17 protein-coding genes are annotated in these 17405 nt (G+C 56.8%); 15 read left to right on the forward strand and 2 right to left on the reverse strand.

Features of this window, described 5'->3' with window-relative positions; genetic code table 11:
• Window positions 1–16: 16 nt before the first annotated feature.
• From HMPREF0183_RS02765 to rplI, 8 genes are all read left to right on the forward strand, one after another.
• Window positions 17–1534 carry a tRNA nucleotidyltransferase/poly(A) polymerase-related protein gene (locus HMPREF0183_RS02765; protein ID WP_083801429.1) on the forward strand — a complete coding sequence of 506 codons (1518 nt, stop codon included), beginning with the start codon at window positions 17–19 and terminating at the stop codon, window positions 1532–1534.
• Between the two features lie 42 nt (window positions 1535–1576).
• Window positions 1577–3289: an AMP-binding protein gene (locus tag HMPREF0183_RS02770; protein WP_005882610.1), complete on the forward strand. Its 1713-nt coding sequence runs from the start codon at window positions 1577–1579 to the stop codon at window positions 3287–3289.
• Between the two features lie 234 nt (window positions 3290–3523).
• Complete coding sequence (locus HMPREF0183_RS02775; protein ID WP_005882612.1) at window positions 3524–5830, forward strand: transglycosylase domain-containing protein; 2307 nt, start codon at window positions 3524–3526, stop codon at window positions 5828–5830.
• Window positions 5831–5913: 83 nt separating this feature from the next.
• Window positions 5914–7227, forward strand: coding sequence for a diguanylate cyclase family protein (locus tag HMPREF0183_RS02780; protein WP_005882614.1), 1314 nt, complete (start codon window positions 5914–5916; stop codon window positions 7225–7227).
• 107 nt (window positions 7228–7334) lie between these two features.
• Window positions 7335–7625 carry a 30S ribosomal protein S6 gene (gene rpsF / locus HMPREF0183_RS02785; protein WP_040347787.1) on the forward strand — a complete coding sequence of 97 codons (291 nt, stop codon included), beginning with the start codon at window positions 7335–7337 and terminating at the stop codon, window positions 7623–7625.
• 88 nt (window positions 7626–7713) lie between these two features.
• Window positions 7714–8349: a single-stranded DNA-binding protein gene (locus HMPREF0183_RS02790; RefSeq protein ID WP_005882618.1), complete on the forward strand. Its 636-nt coding sequence runs from the start codon at window positions 7714–7716 to the stop codon at window positions 8347–8349.
• Window positions 8350–8372: 23 nt separating this feature from the next.
• Entirely contained in the window at window positions 8373–8612 is a 240-nt protein-coding gene (gene rpsR / locus HMPREF0183_RS02795) for a 30S ribosomal protein S18 (protein WP_040347790.1), read from the forward strand.
• Between the two features lie 17 nt (window positions 8613–8629).
• A complete protein-coding gene (rplI, locus tag HMPREF0183_RS02800) occupies window positions 8630–9088 on the forward strand; it encodes a 50S ribosomal protein L9 (protein WP_005882622.1) in 459 nt (152 codons plus the stop codon).
• Window positions 9089–9218: 130 nt separating this feature from the next.
• Here the strand turns inward: rplI and HMPREF0183_RS12020 are convergent, their stop codons facing one another.
• Window positions 9219–10139: an endonuclease domain-containing protein gene (locus HMPREF0183_RS12020; protein ID WP_005882625.1), complete on the reverse strand. Its 921-nt coding sequence runs from the start codon at window positions 10137–10139 to the stop codon at window positions 9219–9221.
• A 252-nt stretch (window positions 10140–10391) separates the two neighbouring features.
• On the opposite strand from HMPREF0183_RS12020, the gene HMPREF0183_RS02810 reads away from it, so the two are divergent.
• The 6 genes from HMPREF0183_RS02810 (at window position 10392) to HMPREF0183_RS12735 (ending at window position 16105) form a co-directional block, all read left to right on the forward strand.
• Entirely contained in the window at window positions 10392–11702 is a 1311-nt protein-coding gene (locus HMPREF0183_RS02810) for a DUF445 domain-containing protein (RefSeq protein WP_005882627.1), read from the forward strand.
• A 109-nt stretch (window positions 11703–11811) separates the two neighbouring features.
• On the forward strand, window positions 11812–12618 hold the full coding sequence (locus HMPREF0183_RS02815) for an ABC transporter ATP-binding protein (RefSeq protein WP_005882629.1): 807 nt from the start codon (window positions 11812–11814) through the stop codon (window positions 12616–12618).
• Window positions 12615–14123: an FtsX-like permease family protein gene (locus HMPREF0183_RS02820; protein ID WP_083801425.1), complete on the forward strand. Its 1509-nt coding sequence runs from the start codon at window positions 12615–12617 to the stop codon at window positions 14121–14123. The genes HMPREF0183_RS02815 and HMPREF0183_RS02820 overlap by 4 nt, the downstream gene beginning before the upstream one ends.
• 51 nt (window positions 14124–14174) lie before the next feature.
• A complete protein-coding gene (dnaB, locus tag HMPREF0183_RS02825) occupies window positions 14175–15551 on the forward strand; it encodes a replicative DNA helicase (RefSeq protein WP_005882633.1) in 1377 nt (458 codons plus the stop codon).
• Window positions 15552–15614: 63 nt separating this feature from the next.
• The gene (locus HMPREF0183_RS02830) at window positions 15615–15803 is read left to right on the forward strand and encodes a hypothetical protein (RefSeq protein ID WP_005882635.1); all 189 of its coding nucleotides are present in this window, start codon (window positions 15615–15617) and stop codon (window positions 15801–15803) included.
• The gene (locus HMPREF0183_RS12735; protein ID WP_005882636.1) at window positions 15782–16105 is read left to right on the forward strand and encodes a hypothetical protein; all 324 of its coding nucleotides are present in this window, start codon (window positions 15782–15784) and stop codon (window positions 16103–16105) included. The genes HMPREF0183_RS02830 and HMPREF0183_RS12735 overlap by 22 nt, the downstream gene beginning before the upstream one ends.
• Before the next feature lie 50 nt (window positions 16106–16155).
• Here the strand turns inward: HMPREF0183_RS12735 and HMPREF0183_RS02835 are convergent, their stop codons facing one another.
• A complete protein-coding gene (locus tag HMPREF0183_RS02835) occupies window positions 16156–16695 on the reverse strand; it encodes a DUF2306 domain-containing protein (protein WP_005882638.1) in 540 nt (179 codons plus the stop codon).
• A gap of 83 nt (window positions 16696–16778) precedes the next feature.
• On the opposite strand from HMPREF0183_RS02835, the gene HMPREF0183_RS12025 reads away from it, so the two are divergent.
• The gene (locus HMPREF0183_RS12025; RefSeq protein WP_005882639.1) at window positions 16779–17387 is read left to right on the forward strand and encodes a MerR family transcriptional regulator; all 609 of its coding nucleotides are present in this window, start codon (window positions 16779–16781) and stop codon (window positions 17385–17387) included.
• Window positions 17388–17405 lie beyond the last annotated feature (18 nt).

A 17405-nucleotide genomic window follows, 5' to 3' on the forward strand; every position in this document is an offset into this window, starting at 1 on the left:
AGCGCATGTCCGGCTCATGGATGTACTCGACTCATTGGACCCGATTGTGGGCGAGCTAGGGAACCGTTTTGACGAGGCAGGTTTTGAGCTTGCCCTGGTGGGCGGTTCGGTACGTGACGCTCTGCTGGGCCGGGAAATTCCAGATTTAGATTTCACTACTGACGCTCGGCCCGACGACATTGAGAAGATCATTGCACCGTGGGCTGATACGTATTGGGATATTGGCCGGAAGTTCGGCACTATTGGCATGATGAAGCGGGGTTATCAGGTAGAGATCACCACGTATCGTGCTGATTCGTACGACCCGCAGTCTCGCAAGCCCACCGTGGCTTTTGGCGACAATCTGGATGACGATTTGGTGCGCCGGGATTTCACGATCGGTGCCATGGCGGTGCGTCTTCCCAGCCGCGCATTTGTGGATCCGTACAACGGTCTGGGTGCGTTGGAGAGTCGCACCATTACTACCCCGGGTAGTGCAACGACGAGTTTTACTGATGATCCGTTGCGCATGATGCGGGCAGCGCGGTTTGTGTCGCAGTTGGGTTTTTCTCTGGCTCCCGAGGTGCGTGCCGCGATGTCGGATATGGCAGATCGCATTGCGATCGTTTCCGCTGAGCGGGTGCGTGATGAGTTGACCAAACTTATTGTGGGTGCTCAGCCGTGGGAGGGTATCGACGCCCTTGTTGATACGGGCTTGGCTGACCACATTCTTCCCGAGGTGTCAGGGCTGCGTTTGGAGCGCGATGAGCACCATCGCCACAAGGACGTGTATCAGCACAGTCTCACGGTGCTGCGCCAGGCTGTTCAGCTTGAAGCGGAGTATGCAAAGCGGGCGCTGAGTAACGCCGAAGGCGAAGCGGGAGATTCTGTGGCTGAGCAGGCGCAGGACACTGCGAAAAGAGCCACAGTGGACCCGGAATTTACCGCACCTGACTTTATCGTCCGTTTCGCTGCACTGATGCACGACGTGGGGAAACCGGCAACTCGCAAGTTCGCGCCCGGGGGTGCGGTGACGTTCTACCATCACGATGTGGTGGGCGCTAAGCTCACGCGCTCCCGCATGAAGAAGTTGAACTTCGATAAAGAAACGACAACCAAGGTGGCTCGTCTGGTGGAGCTTCACTTGCGGTTCTATGGCTACGGGGACGCCGGGTGGACCGATTCGGCCGTGCGCCGTTATGTCACTGACGCAGGTGATCTGCTCACGCGTTTGCATATTCTTACCCGGTCTGATGTCACGACTCGGAACCGCAGAAAAGCCGAACGGTTGGCTTTTGCCTATGACGATTTGGAAAGTCGGATTGAAGCGCTCGCACAAAAAGAAGCGATTGGTGCGATCCGCCCAGATCTCAATGGGCAGCAAATTATGGAGATTCTGGAGATTTCTCCTGGGCCGGTGGTAGGGCGTGCGTATAAGCACATGCTCGACATCCGGATGGAGCGTGGTCCGCTATCCTATGACGAAGCTCGGCTTCAGCTTCTCAACTGGTGGGAAAGTACGGAGATGGGCTCAGGTCAGCAACAAAATCCGTAATGTATATTGTGCGTTACAGCACATTCGTCATAGGAGAGCCGGATGAACCCACAAACAGAGCAGTTTCGTGAGGCACGTGACCTGCTGATCAACCTTCGAGAAGACTACGACGCCGCGTGTGAACAGTTCAGCTGGCCACGCTTTGAGAACTTCAACTTTGCCCTGGATTGGTTTGACCAGATCGCGCAAGGCAACGACAACCCTGCTCTGTGGATCGTGGAAGAAGATGGGGCAGAAGGAAAGTGGAGCTACCAAGAACTTTCTGAACGATCCAACAAACTTGCCAACTACCTGCGTAGCTGCGGCGTTAAGCGTGGCGATCACATCATGGTCATGCTCACCAACCAGGTGGAACTGTGGGAAACGATGCTTGCCGGCATCAAGCTGGGTGCCGTCATCATGCCCACCACCACACAGTTGGGACCCATTGACCTGTCTGACCGTGCAGAACGCGGTGAGGCCCAGTTTGTGGTTGCGAACGAACAAGATTGCGCCAAGTTTGACGACGTCGAACACCCGCTCGTTCGTATTGTGGTGGGAGCCGAACCTACTCGCGAAGGTGATTTCGCTTACGCCAACTACGTCGACGAGCCAGCCCAGTTCGACCCCCAGGGACAGAGCAAAGCTGACGATCTGATGTTGCTGTACTTCACCTCGGGAACCACGTCGAAAGCCAAGATGGTGGCGCACACCCACGTGTCTTACCCGGTGGGGCACCTGTCCACGATGTACTGGATGGGATTGGAACCCGGTGACGTTCACCTCAACGTCGCCTCCCCAGGATGGGCCAAGCACGCATGGAGCAACATTTTCACCCCGTGGATCGCTGAAGCGTGCGTGTTCCTCTACAACTACTCCCGCTTTGACGCCTCCAAGCTCATGAGTGTCATGGAACGGGTGGGAGTGACTTCCTTCTGTGCACCGCCTACCGTGTGGCGCATGCTTATTCAAGCGGATCTGCGTGAACTCAAGACGCCGCCCACAAAGGCGCTGGGTGCCGGTGAACCACTCAACCCAGAAGTTATTCAGCGCGTGCAGAGACACTGGAACGTCACTATTCGCGACGGGTTCGGGCAGACGGAAACCACTCTGCAGATCGGTAACTCCCCGGGCCAGGTCATGAAGCCCGGGTCCATGGGACGCCAGTTGCCCGGGTTCAACGTGGTTCTGCGTGACCCTGCCACTGGCGAACTTGGTGACGAAGGTGAAATCTGTCTGACCTTGGACCCACGTCCGGTGGGCCTTACCCAGGGCTACTGGAACAACGAAGCAAAAACGGCAGAAGCCTTTGCTGACGGCGTCTACCACACTGGTGATGTCGCAGCCAGGGATGCTGACGGCTACATCACGTACGTGGGCCGCGCCGACGACGTGTTCAAGGCTTCCGACTACCGCTTGTCACCGTTCGAACTCGAAAGCGTGCTCATTGAACACGAATACGTGGTCGAAGCGGCTGTGGTTCCGTCCCCCGACCCAGTTCGTCTGGCAGTGCCTAAGGCGTACGTGGTGCTGGCACCCGGAATTGAACCGGGACCGGAGACCGCTAAGGAGATTCTGCGCTTCTGCCGTGCAGAACTGGCGCCGTATAAGCGCATCCGGCGCATCGAGTTCACCGAACTTCCCAAGACTATTTCTGGAAAGATCCGTCGTGTTGAATTGCGTTCCCGCGAACAGCAACTGCACCCCGACTTTGGTGACCCTACCGTGACGGGACAGGAATACGCTGACACGGACTTTCCTGAACTCAAGGGCTAACTCGCTTTTCAACGTAAGGTGACACACACCCGCGCAAGGTGACACACACCTCGGCGGGGGTGCTTCACCGCCAAGCGGTCCACTCACATGCGACAATGTGAGTGGACCGCTTGTGCTGTACCGGGTCCCGAACATGTTCCAAGACTCATACAAAGTTAAACAAAGTAAACTCTCAACTTTGAATGGCAGAGTAGTGGGGCTAAGCGCACTGACTTTTGTGGTGAAGGGAGACGCGTGGGGACGCGGACACGAAAAGATGAGACCAAGAGCCTGCTGAACTACCCGCGGGCCGGGCACACGGGATGGGCCAAATGGTTCCCATCGTTGCGTCTGGTTGGCTTGGGTATTTTGACCGGTTTCGTTCTCATCATTGGTCTTTTCACCGTTGGTTACCTCAGCACATCGATCCCCGAGCCCAACGCCGAAGCGGCAGGTCAGACTTCCACCGTGTACTACGACGACGGAAAAACCGTGATCGGTACCTTCAAAGTTGAAGACCGCAAGAGCGTAGACATTCAAAACATCTCGCCCAGCATGCAACAGGCCGCGATCGCCGCAGAAGACCAGTCGTTTTATGAAAACCGCGGTATCAGCGTCAAGGGTTTGTCTCGTGCCGCCGTGGGTGTCATCACTGACAATTACGCTGGTGGTGGGTCCACCATCACACAGCAGTACGTCAAGAACTACTATCTGACCAACGAGAAAACGCTCACGCGTAAGCTCAAGGAAATGTTCATCGCGATCAAGATCGACCAAGAGAAGTCTAAAGACCAAATCATGGCCGATTACCTCAACACCATCTTCCTGGGACGAAAGTCCTACGGAATTGAAGTCGCGGCACACAACTACTTTGACACCTCGGCGAAAGAACTCACGGTAGAACAGTCCGCCCTGCTAGCAGCGATGATCCAGCAACCCAGCTTGGCTGACCCGTCCGAACACCCTGAAAAATACGAAAGCCGCTTCCGGTACGTTCTCAACAACATGGCCGAAAACGGGTTCATCACTTCAGAAGATGCGAAGAACGCGCAAATGCCCGAGGTGAAAAAACCGCGATCGGACAACGAACGTTTGGGACAGGCTGGCTACATGATGGACGCCGTTCGATCCGAACTGAAGAAACAGGGCATGAGCGACGACCAGATTGACCGTGGCGGACTGAAGATCACGTCCACATTCAACCGCGACATGATGCGTGACGCTCAAGATGCGATCGACACGTTACCCAAAATGAAAAAGGGTATGCACGCGGGACTTACCTCAATTGACCCCGCAACTGGTGAGGTCAAGGCGTTTTACGGTGGCCCTAAATACTTTGAACGGATGCAGAACAACTCGACGCAAGACACCGCGCAGGCTGGGTCTACGTTTAAGCCGTTTGCGCTAGTTGCGGGGTTGGAAGCGGGTTACCGTCTGAACGACACGTTTAATGGATCAGCTGTGACCTTCCCCAATAACGGGAACCCGTGGACACCAAAGAACTACGGTGGTGCGTCCTATGGTTCGGTGACGTTGCTCAAGGCGACGCAGAGCTCCATCAACACGGCGTACGCACAGCTCAACATCAATGTTGGTCCGGATAAGACCCGCGATGTAGCTGTTCGCGCTGGCCTGCCTGAAAACACGTTCGGGCTCGAAGGCAACGCCGCAAACGTGCTAGGTACTGCAAGTCCAACGACGCTGCAGATGGCTTCGGCTTTCTCAACCTTCGCAGCTGAAGGTATGTACCGGTCGCCTCACTTTGTGCGCGAAGCCGTAGACCCAAGCGGTGAAACACTGTACAAGCCCGACACCAAAGGTGAGCGTAAGTTCGAACAGGACATCATGGCGGAAACCACGTATGCCCTGTCGCAGGTGATTCAGAGTGGGTCGGGATCGTACGCGCAAAACCTGGGACGCCCAGCGGCCGGTAAGACTGGTACGTCCTCGGATGCGTATTCAGCGTGGTTCGTGGGGTACACCCCGGAACTTTCAACCGCTGTGTCCCTCTTCCGTGAAGACGAAGAAGGTCGTCCGCAGAGGATCGGGTCCTACGGTGGACGTGGCGAAGTCACGGGTGGGTCATTCCCTGTCCAAGTGTGGACAAAGTACATGAGTGATGCTTTAGAGGGAAAGCCCAAGAGCAAGTTCCCTAAGCGACCTGACCTGCCTGATAAGGAAAAGCCAACGAATAAGTCGGGAGTTTCAAAGTCCGCACCCAAGAGCAACTCGTCAGGTTCGTCAAGCAAGAAACGGAGCGATAAGGACGACTCGAAGGACAACAAGGACAATAAGGACGACGAAAAGAAGCCTGAAGACCAGAATGAATCAGACGATTCAGACAAGGATTTAGGCGACTCAGATGATTCGGGTGACAAGGGCTCTGAGGACAAGGGTGATTCCTCCGGGAACGACTCAGGTGGCAAGAAACCAGGGAACGACAAACCTGGTGGCGAAGATGGCAAGAACCCACCTAAGCAAAAAGAACCCAAGAAGCCACAGCCCAAGTCGAACTCTGACGGCAAATCTAAGTCGTCGAAATCCTCAACCACCACAGGGTAGACATGACACTATGAGTGGGTAGGGGCCACCGCGCGTGCGTAAGAGACACCTCGGGACGGAAGACAAGAGTGAAGGCGACATCCATGTACTCACCTGCTGAGCTTGCAGGCATTCCGCGTGGAAAATTCGTGGGTCCGGCAAACCGTCGGTACTTGATCACGAACGCGGTGGCGCTTCTGGCTCTGCTCTTCCTCAACCTGATGGCTGGTGTTGTGAAGCAGGCGCCCTGTTTTGGCAAAGGGTATGAACTACCCAGTGCGGTTTTTCGAGTGTGTCAGTCGCCCCTGGCCACAGCCCTGGGCGCACCCGGCACGCCCAGCACGGACGGCACCACACAGTTGATCGCGAGCAGCGTGTTCACCGACTATTTTGTTCGCGCATTCGGGTCAGGTGACAGTGTCACTACTGCGATGATGCTGGCGGTGGGGGTCAACGCATGTGCGTGGATTGTCACGGGTTGTTTGCTGTTTCGGATTTTTGCCGATGCGGGCCGGCAATGGTTGGTGTTCGTGTTTGCGTCGCCCATGATTGCGCTCACGCTTGGCCAGTCATTCGACCCAGTGGGCATCATGTTTGTTGTTGCCGCGTGGTTCCTGCTGCTGGAACGGCGCGACGGGGATGCTCTGAACGGGGTTCCTGGAGCTCCTGTGCTGGCCGGGATTGCTGTTGTCGCGGCAGTGTTTGTGCAACCGTTTGCCGTAGTGGTTGGGGCTGCCCTTATCACGTGGCTACTGTTGTCGGGGCGCAAGAGCGATGCGCTGAATCTGGCCGGTGTCGCGACTATTCTTATGGGTCTTCTGGTGATGCTCGACGCATCACTCACCGAACGGATCCGGCAGGCGTTTACATCCGGAGTGACCTGGGGTTCTGTTGGTTCCCTTGTGGGTTCACGAGTCGATCACAACGTGATTGTGGTGCTTTCGCTCCTGGCGTGGATTGGCGCCGTGGCACTGACATTGGTTCTTTTGCAGAAAGCCGGTGTGACACGGCCGTCGCTTCCGCTGCTTGTCAGCGTGTGCGTGGGGTGGGCGCTGTTGACGCTGCCGTCGTCGCCAACGAGTTTGGCTCTGTGGGCCCTGCCGTTCTTTGCTCTGGTTGTCCCGTATGTGTGGGCCCACTTGGCATGGAATCTGGCCGAGGTGGCCCTCCTGATCGCAGTGAACCTCAACGTGGCGTTTCATTTGGAAAAAGCCACGGGACTGAGCGACGCGTGGTTGGCGTTCCTGACGATTGTGCGATTGGGGCTTGTAGGGCTCATGGTGACGTATGTGTGTAGCGAACGTGGGGGTGTATCCCAGAGTTCTGTGTCCAGCGAGCCCTCAACCCACGAACAGTCGAAAACAGAGACCGAGGTGGCTGCCACCTCGGCGGTTGCCCCAGACTCCCAAGCCAACTAGAATTGACGGGTCTGTGTGCTCTTGGCAATTGAGAGTCCACATACACGCATTTACCCTCCTGCCATGGACCGACCATGGCCGTAAAGACCAAAGGAGGTGGGTTACACGTGCGTAAATATGAGCTCATGCTCATTCTTGACTCGGAACTCGACGAGCGTTCCGTAGAAACCACTGTTGAAAAGCTGCTCCACGTCATCCCCGCAGAAGGCGGAACCGTGGACAACGTAGACATCTGGGGTCGTCGCCGTTTCGCGTACGAAATCCAGAAGAAATCGGAAGGCTACTACGTAGTCGTTGACTTCACTGCAAACCCAGACACCACGAAGGAACTTGACCGCCAGCTTGGCATCAACGAAATCGTGGTACGCACCAAGATCGTTCGCCCAGACGCTAAGTAAAACTAGCTCGCACACATCCGCTCAATCTCACTATCGTTGAATACAACGCATGTAGATTGAACGAAAACGTCTTCTCAAAGGAGTGCCCATGGCAGGCGACACCGTCATCACCGTGGTAGGAAACCTGACCGCTGACCCTGAACTGCGATTCACCCCCAACGGTGCGGCAGTAGCCAACTTCACCGTGGCATCAACTCCGCGTACCTTTGACCGTGCCTCGGGCGAATTCAAAGATGGCGAAACCCTCTTCTTGCGTTGCTCAGTGTGGCGCGAATTCGCCGAAAACGTCGCTGGGTCACTGTCCCGCGGCACCCGCGTGGTGGTGCAAGGACGACTGAAGTCGCGCACCTTCGACACAAAAGAAGGAGACCGTCGCACCGTCTTCGAACTCGACGTCGACGAAATGGGTCCGAGTCTTCGATACGCAACCGCAAGCGTTTCACGTAACGAACGCAGTGGCGGCTACGGAGGCGGCAACCAGGGCGGACCCGGTGGAGGTCAAGGGGGCCAGGGAGGTCAGGGCAACTGGGGTAACCAGGGTGGCTCTGGCTGGAACAACTCCGGCGGGTCCGGTGGCTATGACGACCAAAGGCAATCCGGCGGAGGCTGGAACAACTCGGGAAGTGGCTCCGGAAACCAAGACAACGACCCATGGCAGTCATCACGGCCACAGGGTAACCAAGGCGGATGGGGCAACCCAACGAACGAAGAACCACCGTTCTAAAAACTTTTCAACAGGAGATAAAAATGGCAAAGCCGGAAATCCGGAAGCCGATCAAGAAGAAGGCAAACCCGCTCAAGCCGGGCGAAGCTGCTTCGATCGACTACAAAGACACAGCAACTCTGCGCAAGTTCATTTCTGACCGCGGAAAGATCCGTGCGCGTCGCGTCACTGGTGTATCCGTCCAGGAACAGCGCCTGATCGCCAAGGCAGTTAAGAACGCTCGCGAAATGGCACTTCTGCCCTACACGAGCTCAAACCGCTGAGGTAGAAGGGAAGAACATTGCCTATTCGTAAAGTCATTCTTAACCAAGAAGTTGATGGACTGGGTGCAGCTGGCGACGTCGTCGACGTCAAGGCTGGTTACGCACGCAACCTGCTGATCCCTCGCGGCTGGGCTTCACCATGGACCGCAGGCGCAGAAAAGCAGATTGAGATCTTGCGTAAAGCACGCCAGGTCCGCCAGATCGCTGACCGCGAAGCCGCTGTGGAACTCAAGAACAAGCTCGAGTCCACTGTTGCACGCATCGAAATGAAGGCCGGAAAGGGTGGACGCCTCTTTGGTGCCGTCACCCCCGTCCTCGTTGCTGACGCACTCAAAGAATCCACCGGTCACGAATTTGACCGCCGTCAGGTAGCCCTGACCGGCCACGTCAAGACCTCTGGATCCTACGTCGCAACCGTGCGCGTACACGACGAAATCACCGCGAACGCAAAGTTCGACGTGATCGGTAAGGCCTAACGAGCCAACCTACCCTTTTGTAGGGAAACACCACGGGCGTCACAGCATTTGCTGTGACGCCCGTGGCGTTTCTAAAGCCGGATGACACCTCGGCGACACTTCAATGACGGCCGGATGACACCTCGGCGAATTACAGCCCCAAAAACTCCTGCACCTTGACCACCACTGAGTCGAAACTGTGCAGCGACGTCACCCGAATCACCGTCCACCCCAACAAGCTCAGTTCGTAGTACCGTTCAGTGTCCTTGAGCACCTGGTCCGTGAGTTCAAAGTGATGGCGTCCTTCGTATTCGATTGCGAGCTTGGCAAACGCATAGGCCAAATCTGGGTGGACGAACCTGCGAAACTTTTCGATCCACACAGGTGGTGCCACCTGTGGTTCCGGCAAACCAGCCCGCACCAACGCCAGCCGCAAACGAGTTTCCTGTGGTGACGCGACCCTTTCGCGCGCCAATGTGAAAGCTTGTTTGAGCGTGGACCAGGAGGGACCTCGGGGGAGGGAGTTGATGAATGTCTCAAGTTCAGCTCGTGTCATTTCAGCTGGCCTGCGCCACGGACCCAGAATCGCGTCAAGAACTGTGACTAGGTTTTCCACAGGTTCCTGCCGGGCAATGATGCTGAGAATCCCGCCGAGGTCGTGAATCCGCAGGCCTGCTTTTTCTACTGACATCGTGTTGGAAACGCGGAAGGTGTTGACGTTTGGTCGTTTGATGATGCCTGCGTGCTGGGGCACAGCGATGTCGAGTTGTGGCCTGAGCTTAACCGGGAGTCCACGCAAGTATGCAGCACTATTGCCCGTGACCATTGCATGAGGGCGGCCAGTTGTTAAGGATCTGAGCTGGGTAAACAGTGTCCACCACAGTGGGTCTTGAGTAGCCCACTGCGGAACAGTGACGGTTTGTGTGTGCCGTTTAGACGTGTAGACACCGTGTAATTTTTGCCCGTGCAGGGTCACGGGTTTGAGGTCTGACTGGTTCAGGCCAAGGGTGCGAGCGTCAGAGAGCTTCAGTGGAAGCGCAAGTTCGCGTTGCCTGCTGGTGTGGTGTTCCATGCACTGAAGCTAGCGCTGCCCAGGTCTGGTTACTAGGGGGTGTTTTCGTTCTGTGGATAACTCGTTTGGATACAGTCGAGAACCTGGACTGTATCCAAACGGCCGGATTTTTGGTGTTTTTAGGGGAAAATCCGTGAATGTGGGTGCTTTTGGCTACAGTCGAGTTCAGATCAGGGCCTGGACTGTATCGAAACGAACGGAAGCACCACCCGCTGCAACCCCAAAGGCACCCCAAGGACTAAAGTTGGGGGAGTGGACGCGGAACACATGAACCAGAACACCCCACCGTCGCTGGCCACTCCGCCGGGGGAGACACCCGAAGACGAACAGGCCAGACGCGCGGCGCTAGCCCGCATGCGCGCAGTCGCAACGGGGCTGCTCATCCTGGCAGCCTTGATCTTCATCACCGTCCACCTGTTTACTGACCAGACCGGTGTGTGGGGGTTTGTGTCCAGGGCGTCTGAAGCGGCGATGATCGGTGGCTTGGCCGACTGGTTCGCTGTCACCGCACTGTTCAGGCACCCCCTTGGGGTTCCCATCCCGCACACCGCGATCATCCCGCGCAAGAAGGACGTGCTTGGCCAATCCATGTCGACGTTCGTGGCCATGAACTTCTTGCGCGCAGAAACTGTGGCCCCCAAGATCCGTTCCGCTCAGGTGACGAAGCGTGTGGGCACGTGGTTGGCCGTGAAACGCAATCAGGACATTGTGGTAGAGCGGGCCGGTCAGGGCATTAACTACGTGCTGGCCAGGGTCGATGATTCCGCCATCGAGTCACTCACGCGCAACGTTTTAGTCCCTAAACTCATCGCTACGCACAAGTCGCCCGTGGTGGGGCGGCTACTCACAGAGATCGTGCGGGACGGCGCGCACCACCGGCTCGTGGATCTAGTGGTGTACGAAGCCCACGTGTGGCTGGAACGGAACCCGCAGGTCATTGAACAGATTGTGGGCGATCGTGCCCCAGAATGGGTGCCCAAGTTCGTCAACCGGACGGTCGCCTCCCGCCTTCAGACCGAGGTGTTGGGCTGGGTTGCTGACGTGCGCGACGACCGTTACCACCAGGCACGACAGGCACTGGATCGGTGGTTGCTTGAGTTGTCGCGTGACTTGAGTGAGGATACGTCAATCGCCCAGCGCGCCGAGGTCGTTTTTGATGATCTGTTAGCTCAGGATGGCGTGGTGGAGTCCGTTTTGGACATCTGGACTTCACTCAAGCGGTTGCTGTACGCGGCCGTTGAAGACAGCGATGGTGAAGTGAAGGCGCGCGTTCGCCAGCTTCTTGCTGAAACCGCAGACCGCATGCAAAACGACACTGAGTTTGCCACCATGCTGGACCAGAAGTTAGCCACGACGGCTGGGGATTTGACGGAGTCGTTTGGTCCGGAGCTCGCGTCAGTCATTTCTGACACGATCGCAAGTTGGGACGCCAAGGACGCCGCGGACAAGATCGAACTCTATGTGGGCAAGGACTTGCAGTACATCCGCATCAACGGAACCGTAGTGGGCGCGTTGGTGGGTCTGCTCATTCACGCGGTTACGGTGCTAGTGCCCGGGCTGTAGAGCAACACCCCAGCGCAGGATTCCCGGATCCAGCCACGGAGGTTTTCCCTACCTCAACCTGACGGTCATCTTCCTAGTGGTGTTCCGGGTCCCGTACAACGATAGAAGCATGAATACTTCATCGGTTATCACTGCTTCTGAACTCGGAAAATCCTACGGTAATACTCACGCTCTGCGCGGTGTCAGTCTGAACGTCCGCGAAGGCGAATCGCTCGCCATCATGGGGCCGTCTGGTTCGGGTAAGACCACGTTGCTTCACGCCCTGGCCGGCATGATCTCGACTGACCACGGCCGCGTCCAGTTGGGTACTACTGCCCACACGCAACAGACCGACATCACCGCTCTCAACGAATCTGGGCGCACCCGTTTGCGTCGCGAGGTGTTCGGGTTTGTATTCCAGCAGGGCCTCTTGTTACCCGAACTCACTGCAGTCGAAAACGTCGCCATGGCCGCCATGCTCAAAGGTGCTCAACGCCCTCAAGCCATGGCAATGGCCGGCGATTGGCTCAACCGACTGGGTCTTGCGGAACACAGTTCCAAACTGATCGGCCAGCTCTCTGGCGGTCAAGCGCAACGTGTTGCGATTGCTCGCGCTCAAGTTACCGACCCTGCTCTGGTTTTCGCGGATGAACCCACCGGTGCGCTGGACTCGCAAACCGGCGCCGAGGTCTTACACACTCTCCTTTCCACAACCACCGGCCGCGGCCGCACCTTGATTATGGTGACGCACGACGAAAACGTTGCTGCCACGTGCACGCGAACCGTGCGCCTCCGTGACGGGCAGATTGTTTCAGACACCGCCCCACCTTCCACCTCAGCTGTCTCTCACAGCGGTCCAGCTACCACCTCGGCGCAGGTGCCCCCTCAACCACAGCACCAACCGGCTCCGACCACCTTTTGCCAGGGGCAGCCATGAAATTGCAGAACTCATACGCAGAGCCCGACTACCAGTACGGAGATCACGTGTACTCGCAGACAACATCAGTGACGCAACCGGCACCTAGAAACGAAGCACGATCAAACGTGGATACAAGAGAACCCGCCTCAAACCCGCCAGTCCCAACCCGCAATTCACCTTTCGCACTCACAGCCCGAGTCCTCCCAACCCTGTTCTCATTCCGCAGGTTCACACGCACCCCAACGGTGCTGATGATGCTGGCGTTTGCGGCGACCTCGGCGCTGTTGCTCACAGTGGCCGCTGGAACTTTCGCGATTTTTGCGTGGGACACCTCGGACGAAATTGTCGGTAGCTACCGCATGTTGGCCGCGTTCGCTACGACACTGCTGGTGGTGCCGGCGTTCACCCTGGGCCAGTCGGCAGCGACTTTGGCTACGCGCAGGCAGGACGAACAGCTTTCAACGCTGGCGCTCCTGGGAGCCCCGAGGTCAACCATCGTGGCCGCGGCACTCACCGAACCGCTGGTGGCAGCGACTGTGGGCGCGTTGGCTGGAGTTGTGGGCTACTTTGCGCTCGCCCTTCCGGTCAGTCTGGTGCAGTTGCGCGGCGAACCCTTGGGGTACGGCAACATGATTCTGCCGTGGTGGATGATCTTGGCGACTGTTGTTGCTCTTGTTGCCGTCAGCACGGTGGCAGCTCTGATGGGACTGCGCAAGGTGGTCGTCTCGCCTCTGGGCGTGCGTACTAAGGCACTGTCATCGTCGTTCCCGTGGGGTCGGATTGTTGCCTGTGTTGTGCTCCTGATGTGCGTGGCCGTTGGAATGGCTGTGTCGCGGATGGGTGGTGGTATGGCCATTGTGTTGACCGGGTTCTTAGGCATGGTGCTTACTGGTCTGCTGGTGGTCGACGTTCTGGGCGTGCTGGTGGTTCGCCTGGTGGCACGTATCCGCCGAGGTAGTAAAAACGTCCACGTCATGGTGGCTTCCCGTTTGGTGAGTGCGATGCCTAAGTCGTACTGGCGACGAGTTTCCGGTCTAGCTTTAACCTCGTTCATTGCCACGTTCTGCGGAACTGGGGTTTCGCTGATGCAGTCAATCAAGACGACTGTGGGGAACAATAACCTCACTCGCGAAGACAGCCTGCTGCTGACAGACATGTTTACGGGAATTCTTCTCACCCTGGGAATCGCGTTCGTGTTCATCACGGTGTCCGCGGTGATTAACCAGGCGGCCGATATTTATGACCGTGCAAGCACTTTCCAGGAACTCAATGCGGCAGGAATGGACAACGGGACCATCCGGAAAATTTCCGTGGCATCGGTGATGTTGCCGGTTGTGTGGATTAGCGCTATCTCCGCTGGCCTGGGCTTGTTCTTGGTGCTTCCATTTGCTGGGGCGGCGGTAGTTTTGTCGCCGTATTCGTTCCTCACAATCATCAGCATGGTGCTTGTGGGAGCCCTTGTTGTGCGCGCGGGCTTGGCCGTTACAAACCCGCTTATTGCGAAAGTTATTGCCCGTTCCTGACCTTCCCGAGGTCGGCTACGATGAGTAGGCAATCGGCAGAAAGGTGAGAGCGTGGGTTCGCAGCAGGGTAACGAATGGTCCGGGGACAACTGGCAACGAGCTGAATCGGGTGTACGCACCCCGCCTCAGGATTTGGATGCGGAAACCAGTGTTTTGGGTTCCATGATGTTGTCCAAGGACGCCATTGCTGACGTTGTTGAAAACCTGCGCGGTGAAGACTTTTACAAGCCGGCTCACGAAACAATCTACGACGTGATTTTGGACTTGTATGCGTCTGGTGAACCCGCTGACGCGGTGACCGTGTCGAACGCTTTGTCGAAGTCCGGTGACCTCGCTCGGATCGGAGGGGCAGCGTACCTTCACACACTGATCCAGTCGGTTCCCACCTCGGCGAACGCCATCTTTTACGCCGAAATTGTGCGGGAACTTGCCCTTCTCCGCCGCCTAGTGACAGCGGGCACCCGCATTGTGCAGATGGGGTACGACGCGCAGGGTGACACGGACGACCTCATCAACCGCGCACAGTCCGAGATTTACCAGGTGACCGAACGCCGTTCCAGCGAAGACTATGTGCGGCTGTCAGAAGTGTTGCAACCAACGGTCGAAGAGATCGAACGCTCCGGGTCGCACGACGGCGATACGGCAGGTGTGCCCACCGGGTTCTTCGAATTCGACGAACTGACCAACGGTTTACACCCCGGCCAGATGATCGTGATTGCAGCGCGTCCCGGTGTGGGTAAATCCACCTTGGCGCTGGACTTTGCGCGGTCAGCAGCCATTGACCACGGGCAGACCACAGTGATCTTTTCGCTGGAAATGGGGCGCCTTGAGTTGACCACGCGTTTGTTGTCAGCCGAATCGGGTATTCCGTTGCAGAAGTTGCGCCAAGGGAAGCTCGATGATGAGCGTGGTGACTGGACCACGCTGGCCAACACCATGGGCAAGATCAATGACGCGCCTCTGTTCATCGATGATTCGCCCAATATGGCGCTGACTGAGATACGTGCTAAGTGCCGTCGTCTTAAACAGCAACACGATCTGAAGATGGTCGTCATTGACTACCTGCAGCTGATGACTTCCGGTAAACGGGTTGAGTCACGCCAGCAGGAAGTTTCCGAGTTTTCGCGTTCGCTCAAGCTTCTGGCAAAAGAACTCGAAGTGCCTGTGATTGCCCTGTCGCAGTTGAATCGTTCGTCCGAGCAGCGTAATGACAAGCGCCCCATGGTGTCCGACCTGCGTGAGTCCGGTTCGATTGAACAGGACGCGGATATGGTGTTGCTGATTCACCGTGAAGACATGTATGACAAGGAATCCCCGCACGCGGGTGAAGCGATCATTATGGTGGCAAAGCACCGTAACGGACCTACGGGCGAAATCACCGTGGCGTTCCAGGGAGCGCGTTCGCGGTTTGCGAATATGCCTAGGTAGAGGCTTCGAAAACTGTGTCAGACCCTGGACGTACTGTGTCATAGTAGAAAAGAGGGGAGAGTCATGGGATCAGTAGTTTTCGAATCACTGTCCAAAGAGGAGCTTGAGGATGAGCTTGTGTGGCTTAAGGACCGATTAGGCATGCCGCTAGATGTTGCCAAAGCGATGGCTCAGGCTCATGTCTTGGAAGCCGACAAGTTCCGGATCCTTTGCAGAATCGAAGACTTGCAGTGGCTTCGATCGATGAATTAGAAAAAGTCCCTAAGGAATTTGCCGGACAACTTGCACGTAGTCTCTCAGCATTTGCTGACTCAAATGTTGAACTACGCGCAATTACGTACGAAGAAACACAGAAGTGTGTTGTCACGAACCGTGGCAAAGGGGTGAGCGTCAAAGCTAAGCGGGGTGCGTCGCTTACGTTGACCGTACGCTATAAGTGTTCGTGGGACAGCGAGAGTTCGTATTTGAAGGTTCTGAAGTCCTCTGTAGCAGTAGTAGCGGGGCCGGGCGCAGAGTCAGATCCGCTTTTCCGCTACGAGGTGGTTGCACTATGAGTGCGGTGTACAAAGACGTGCGGTGCCAGGCCGAGATGACGACCTACCTGCTATGTGGCAAGACCACGTCGACGCGTTATGCGAGGCTTGAACAGCGTCAGAACGTAGAGCACCCAAGCTGTAGCAAGAACCACAAGTACCATGATCACAGACCACAAAAGAACCGGATTCTGGACCGCGAGCACGGGAATAAATCGGCCCGGAACGAACGCGGCGAACACGCCAGCGATCAGCGCGCCTAAGTAGCCTCCCACCATGTTCCCCACGTGTGCCGTTACCCGGTTACGACGAATGCTTATCACGCCCAGAGTTGTTGTGATGAAGGTTAAGATCGCGAGTGCATGGAAAATTGTGAAGCCACCTGAGATGGTGTAGATGAACATGCCGGAAACGCACGTGGCGTACATAGCTACAACCCATGAGCGCCCCAACGCTTTGTGCTTAGAGTCTTTTTTCTTGCGCAGCACGTTGACGGGACCGATGAGAACAACAAGGGAAGCCGCGATGGCATGAATCGTGATGACGGTATGAGTGAAACCGGGGTGGACCGTGACCGTGGCCAGAGTGAGCCCGGCGAAGATGCTGTTCATGGTTATAAGATAATTGCACTATCCAACTGGTGCCAACGTAGATAGTCGAGCCAACTTCTACTATCTGATTGAGAGCGTGACAATTGAAACTCGCCGAACTCTCCACCCGTAGCGGAGTCAGTATCGCCACGATCAAATACTGGATCCGGGCCGGGATTTTGCCTGCGGGGGTTAAACGCAACGCGACCACAGCCGACTACACAGACCGACACCTCGCACGCCTGAATCTCATTCACTTGCTACGCGACGACCTCGACACCCCGATTGATGAAATCCGAGAGCTCACCCACCTCATAGACACGCACGCTCCCAACACCCGCATCATGGAAAAGAGTCAGTGCTTAGCGCTGCGGCTGACACATCCGCCACAGAATCAAGACTCGTCAGAGCACCAACGCGTGCGCGCCATTAGCGAACAGCTGGGCTGGCCCGATGTGCCCTCTTGGGCGCGGGAGGAACTGGTGGTGGTCTTACGTAGGCTCGGTGATAAGGGACTAAACGTTGACAACGACTACCTGCTGGAGCACGCGCGTGCGTTTGCGAAAGTCGCGTCACACAACGTTGGCTACGCCTTGACGGCCCGCGAACCGGACGAACTGGCTATTCAGGTCATCCGCGGAGTGCGCTTGAGCCGTGACCTCGAAAACGCTATCAGCGCGCTCGCCCACACCTCTCACAGCCTAAGTCGCTAGCTCGCTCGGCCTACAAAA

This window comes from Brevibacterium mcbrellneri ATCC 49030, assembly GCF_000178455.1.
Classification (GTDB): Bacteria; Actinomycetota; Actinomycetes; order Actinomycetales; family Brevibacteriaceae; genus Brevibacterium; species Brevibacterium mcbrellneri.